This is a genomic window from Pseudomonas sp. (assembly GCF_030147005.1).
Lineage (GTDB): Bacteria > Pseudomonadota > Gammaproteobacteria > Pseudomonadales > Pseudomonadaceae > Aquipseudomonas.
In genome coordinates this window covers 22,560-28,677 of sequence record NZ_JASLAW010000190.1, presented here as the reverse complement: position 1 = coordinate 28,677, position 6,118 = coordinate 22,560, and the positions used below count along the sequence as shown (strand labels likewise).

The window sequence follows — 6,118 nt, the reverse complement described above, 5'->3', positions numbered from 1 at the left end:
ACGCTATTAGCCATTTCGAAGTGATTGAAAATGCAAGCTTGAGCTCAAGGGCGGTGCCGAAAATCAGTCGGCGGAAAGGGTATTGCCAGGAGCCGGAAAATGAACATTCGCTGGGCCGTCGAATTGATCTGGCGAACCAATGGATGTGCGTAAGAAACCTATATCAAACGATAGTGGAGATCTTCAAATGAGCAGCAATCCCGTGGCACCCAACGCTAACCCGGCAGCCATTACAATTGCAGAGGCCCTCGACAACGCAACCGGTACGATACCGGCCAACCTTGCGACGGTCGGCATCACTTTTGAATGTAAAACCGGTGACTTGACGGATTACGATGACTGGTTCGAAGTGGAGCTCATGGATCTTCAGGCAATTTCACCGGTCTGGCGTAAGGTCGCCGGGCCGGAGCAGTTGAGCGCTACCCCTATTCCAATACCTGACAGATTCAATATCTTGTATGCTCCGCCACCCGGCGGGTTTCGCCACGGTTTCTTTGAGACCAGAAGCTTGCAATACCGTGACTTCGGCGGTTTTCCAGGCGGTGCAGCAGACATTTCCAACCCTGGACGTTTGACTTGGGACCTCGTTCCGCCATACGCCGATCTGATCTTTCGTGAGCAGCCCAACGCCGTCATTTTTCCGACCAATCTCCCTGCCACTGCGTTTATCGACGATGCCTACCTGACGACGCACGGAGGAGTAATGTTCCAGATTCCGGACAATTCCTTCGTTCAGCCGCCGGGGCAGTGGCAAGCGGGAGACTTCATTATTTTCTACTGGAGCCCGGTGATGTTTCCGCGCCCTCAGGACATTGTGAGTCCACCTGGCGGTATCCCCATGCTTCAGACGGGTAATACCTTTTTTCTGCCGCGTGCGTCGATCGATATGAGTGGCGATTACAGTGCGTTTTACGTCATCGTAGACAGGGCCGGTAATGTCAGCCGCCCCTCGTTCATCGAGCAGCGTGAGGTGAAATTGATCGCCGATCCCGTGCCAGGCGAGCCTTATTTACCGCTGGCACCCGCGCCGGAGGGTGCAAGCACCGATGACTTGATCGATATCGCCGATTGGCTGCTGGACCCTGAGATTTGGGTCACGTCCTATGCCAATCACTCCCCGACGCTCGATCGTCTCGAAGTGCAGGTGGGCACGCAGGCGTGGAGTGGTCTGGGTGCGATTTTCGATACGTTCCCACAAATATTCAATGGGATGAAAGCTCAGTTCGAGGCTTCCTATACACAGACTACGATCGGGCCGCAGTCGGTGATTGTAAGGTACCGAATTTCGCGTAACGGCATCTTGTATGATTCCTCGCAAAAAACCATTCGGCTCGACCTGTCGGTCGCAGGCCCTGAAAACCCTGGAGGCCCTGGCACGCCAAACCCCAACCTTAATCAAGCGCACGTATTTGGGGAGGGTTCGACCACGCCGGATGTGTTGCTGCCTGAACATGCCGATAAGCAAGTGCGTGTGGATATCGTGTTGTGGACGACCCCGGCCCCCCACTCAGGGCTGTCGATCATTTTTCTTTGGGAAAACGAGCGGGTAGGGACGTTCCCCATCGGTTCGGCGGTGGGTGGCAGTACTTTTTCGTTCAACATCGACTGGGACGTGGTTGCCCGCCACGGTAACAACATCAAGAAAATCAAGTACCTGGTCATCGATCCGTCGGCCACGACCAACGAAAATGAATCTCCGCACACCGACGTCGACGTGCGGGATGCTGTGTCGGTGATATTAGCCAAGGCCGAATTTTTGAATCGCAACGCTGCCAACAATCGTTGGGATTGCAGCTCGATGAAAGAGCGAACCCCTGTGATCCCGGGGAGCCCTCCTGTTCTTTATGGTGAGATTTATGTACCAGGCGATTCGAGTATGGCGCTCAACGGGTCGTTGACGCTGGTACTGACTCTCAACAATACATACAGCAACTTTCCACCCGGGCCGTTTCCGAAAACGCTGACTCACTCGAACATTACTCAGGATGATATCGATCATGGCATCACATTCGAAATCGACTACAAGGGTTATCTGGATAAGGCACCCCTGGGGAATTGCGATGCCAATTACTCCACTGTTTTAAATAACGGTGTGACCGGACGCGGTGAACTATCGAATACACGTGTTGCGTTGGGGACCACTCATGTCTTTTGTGACGGGACACCGGTACCGGCTCCCCGAGGTTGAGGCGTATAGACGTTGACATGACAAGGGGAGCGTTGCTCCCCTTTCTTATTTCTGTGCCTTAAAGTTGCCTATTCAGCCTCACCATTAAGATAAATCCTACAGTGTTTGGGATGTTCTATCCGTACTCTCTGCGCCGCACAGGTAAGGCTTCATTCCTCGGGAACGAGCCATGCCTTTTTTCCCCAGGCCCTATCTCTGAGAGTGAACAACCATGCATAGATTAACCAATTTCAAACTCAAGCCCTTGAGTGCGATGATGACCGCCCCAACAATGACCCTGCTTATGTTCGCTACTGTTCAAGGTACGGCACAGGCAGGCCATTTGATTGGCGAAAGCAAGACGATCGATTCCAGCGAAACGTTCAATGACTGGCAGCTTGATCTGAAGTCCGAACTGACACTCAACGCTGCTCGCGCACACCGTATCGAGGTCAACGACTCGGCCTTGATCGTAAATGCCGGAAGCCGGGTTGATGATATTCGCGCTACTCAGGGTTCTACCGTCAGCCTGACGGGCGCGCATGTGGAGTCGAGCAACCCGGTATGGGCTGCCGTACGCCTGGATGACAGTACTGCGGTCATTACCGACAGCACGGTGATCAGTCATTCTAACTTCGGATTGCAGGCTTTCCAGAGCGCGGGCTCGTCCCAGGGTGGGGTTGGCGAAGTATTCAACAGCGTCGTGAAAGGTGCTGCGGGTGGGGCCACGGCCCAAGGCAACAGCGCACTGCACTTCAACCAGAACACGTTGGTGGAGGGCACTGGAGCGGATAGCTTTGGTGTTCGCCTGGACAGCGGCGCGTTAGTGACCGCCAGCCAAAGCAGATTGATTGGTGGAAAGAACGGCGTCGTCATGACCAACCAGTTGAACAACGCCGAGGTGGGCAAACTGGCGCTGGACAACTCGCACGTTGAAGGTCGCACTGGCTCTGCCATTGTTGTCGAAGGTCGCCCGGGACGGGTCCCGACGGTTGACATCGATGTGCGTAATGGCTCGACCCTGACCGGTGGCAATGGCACATTGCTGGAAGTCAATGACGGTGCCACGGCGAACATGAATATCGACAACAGCCGTTTGCACGGTAATGTCATTGTCGAAGAGGGCAGCACGGCGCACTTAAACCTGCAGAACCAGGCCGGCCTGACCGGCCAGTTGCAGAATGTCGCCAGCCTCAACATAGGCGACCAGTCCTTTTGGGAATTGACCGGTGACAGCCAGGTGGGTGCCTTGAACCTGGCAGGCGGAACAGTCAAGTTCGCAGGTACTGACGCGTTTTATCAGTTGGACCTGAAAAGCCTCGACGGTAATGGCACATTTGTGATGAGCACCGATTTTGCTCGTGGCATCACTGACTTCCTGAACATTGAAGGCGAGGCCAACGGCAATCACAGCCTGTTGCTGGCAGCCAGCGGTGCCGAGCCGGTCAACCCAGAGGAAATTCGCATCGTGCACACCGGCGGCGGAGACGCGAAATTCTCCCTGCAGGGCGATTTAGTGGACGTTGGCGCTTATTCCTACGGCCTGAAAAAGGAAGGCACCGACTGGTTCCTCGATCCGAACAATCGCGTGATCAGTCCAGGTACCCGCTCGGTATTGGCACTGTTCAACACCGCACCGACCGTATGGTACGGAGAGGCGACTTCACTGCGTACGCGTATGGGTGAACTGCGTTTCGAGCCTGGCCAGGCAGGTGTTTGGATCCGTGGTTATGGTAATAAATACGAAGTCTCCGACAGCACCGGAATTGGCTACAGCCAGAATCAGCAGGGCTTTACCCTGGGCGCCGATACGCCGTTGGCCGACAGTCAGTGGATGGTAGGTGTGATGGCGGGTCACAGTACCTCCAACCTGAACCTCAAGCGCGGCACATCCGGGAATGTGAAGAGTTACTACCTGGGTGCCTACGCGACTTGGCTGGACGAAGAAAGTGGCTTGTACTTTGACGCGGTGGCCAAGGTCAACCGGTTCCAGAATGAGTCCAAGGTAGGCCTGAGTGACGGCACTTCGTCCAAGGGTAAGTACAGCAACACCGGCGGCGGCTTATCGGCGGAGTTCGGTCGTAATATCAAGCTGGACGACGGCTTCTTTATCGAGCCTTACGCTCAGATGTCCACCGTTGTTATCCAGGGCGCCAATTACAATCTGGATAACGGTTTGCAAGCCAAGGGAGAGCGCACTCGCTCGATAACGGCCAAGGCCGGCGCGACCGTAGGACGAGATATCCAGCTCGACAGCGGGAGTGTGATACAGCCTTACCTGCGAGCCGCAATGGTGCATGAGTTTGCCAATAACAATAAGGTGTCGGTAAATAACAACGTGTTCAACAACGATCTGTCAGGCTCCCGTGCTGAGTTCGGCGCGGGTATGGCGGTCAAATTGTCGAAAAACCTGCAATTGCACGCAGACCTTGAGCACAGCAGTGGCGGCAAGGTTGAACAGCCTTGGGGCGCCAACGTGGGCGTTCGCTACATGTGGTAACTAACGCTCGAAAAAAAAAGCCCATATTGCATCGTATGGGCTTTTTTTGGTCTGGTTATATCAATTATGAAGGTCAAAATTGATGACCATCTGATGGATTCTTCCAGAGGGTGTTCTCTCCGTGTCGCCCGTGCAGGCGCCTGCAATATGGAGTTGGTTTGTGTTGCCTATTTGCTGAATGGATAGTGTGCCTTTGATCACGCGTACGGAATATTTATTGATATCTGAATGCACGGAAAACCACACCCTGGTTTTGGTGAACTCGCTTTTCTCCAAATCGAAAACGGTGCCTGCGGGTGTATCGTCCGCAAATTCGATAGTAACTGTTCTCACCGACTTGTTCAGGGGGTCTGCATAGCGGCCAGTAACTGTGTAAATTTTGTATTCAACGTTATGCGTAATCTCTCTTGTATCGATCGGAAGAATGTTCGAGTCAACGGTGGTGGTAAAACTTCCGGACGCGATGAAGGGTTGAGGGTATAAAACCTGTTGTTGGTGCTGAGTTAGCGTTGCAGTGTTTGCTGACATGACTGCGGCTCCATTAGGGATGAGCGAGGCGAAAATATCGGGGTTGCCATAAGCCTTGGCTTATCTATGAGATAGCAGAACACGCGCGCTGTATACTGTAATAACTGACAGTATACAGCGTGCACTATTAATGATTGATCCGACAGGTTACGCATTTACCTGCCGGCAGCAACGTTGTATGAGCGAGTCGTCATGTGCTGGGTAGGGCATCTTGTCTTTACCTGGAGGGGGCTAAAGTGCTGTTTTTTTCATGAATTTTATGGTTGGGGTTATCCAGTTTTCAGCTAAAAGCGCTGGCCCATGTCGAGCACAACAGCAAGGTCCCCATGCAACGATTGAAGTAAACCATTGCTCGCGTGGACAGCTGTACCCGACCATATCCCGCCCCCAGCAATGCCCAAACGCCGAGGCAGGGCAGGGAAATCAGTAAAAATATCAGTGACAGGAGCACCACATGGCTGTGCCTATCTGCGCCATCCCCCGCGAATGTACTGACCACAGCGAATGCCATCATCCAGGTTTTGGGGTTGATCAACTGCAAACCCGCACCGCCGAGCAGGCCCAGGCGCTTTTGCGGCGAATGCGACTCCATGGTTTGCGGCGCGGCGTTAAAGATCTGCCATGACAGGTAGCTCAACCAGGCCGAGCCAACCCAATGCATCGCGTTCTCCACTGCGGGAAACCGCACCAATGACTGGCCCACCCCTGAAGCCACCAACAGCACAATCCCCGAAGCCCCCATGCAGGCACCGAAAACGATCGGCAGCGCAGCCTTGAAGCCGTAACGGGCGCTGTTGTTCAGCACCAGGATATTGGTGGGACCGGGCGTGATGGAGGCGACGAAAGCGAACAGCATGAACGGTAGCAACGTGGACTGCATAGCGGGGAGACTCCGGTAAACCAATCGATGGAGTCGATCTTCA

5 protein-coding genes are annotated in these 6,118 nt (G+C 54.1%); 3 read left to right on the top strand and 2 right to left on the bottom strand.

All coding sequences use genetic code 11. The annotated features are described in order from the left end of the window. The 3 genes from Q1V60_RS17745 to Q1V60_RS17735 form a co-directional block, all read left to right on the top strand. A partial coding sequence (locus Q1V60_RS17745; protein WP_300632968.1) for a hypothetical protein occupies positions 1-191 on the top strand: 191 nt, incomplete at its 5' end. Further along, complete coding sequence (locus tag Q1V60_RS17740; protein ID WP_300632966.1) at positions 188-2,188, top strand: hypothetical protein; 2,001 nt, start codon at positions 188-190, stop codon at positions 2,186-2,188. The genes Q1V60_RS17745 and Q1V60_RS17740, both read left to right, overlap by 4 nt. A 211-nt stretch (positions 2,189-2,399) precedes the next feature. Beyond that, positions 2,400-4,667, top strand: a complete 2,268-nt coding sequence (locus tag Q1V60_RS17735; RefSeq protein WP_300632964.1) for an autotransporter outer membrane beta-barrel domain-containing protein — start codon at positions 2,400-2,402, stop codon at positions 4,665-4,667. Positions 4,668-4,727: 60 nt separating this feature from the next. On the opposite strand, the gene Q1V60_RS17730 is transcribed toward Q1V60_RS17735, so the two are convergent. Continuing rightward, complete coding sequence (locus Q1V60_RS17730) at positions 4,728-5,195, bottom strand: hypothetical protein (RefSeq protein WP_300632962.1); 468 nt, start codon at positions 5,193-5,195, stop codon at positions 4,728-4,730. Between the two features lie 280 nt (positions 5,196-5,475). Continuing rightward, on the bottom strand, positions 5,476-6,075 hold the full coding sequence (locus Q1V60_RS17725) for a LysE family translocator (protein ID WP_300632960.1): 600 nt from the start codon (positions 6,073-6,075) through the stop codon (positions 5,476-5,478). Between the last annotated feature and the right edge of the window lie 43 nt (positions 6,076-6,118).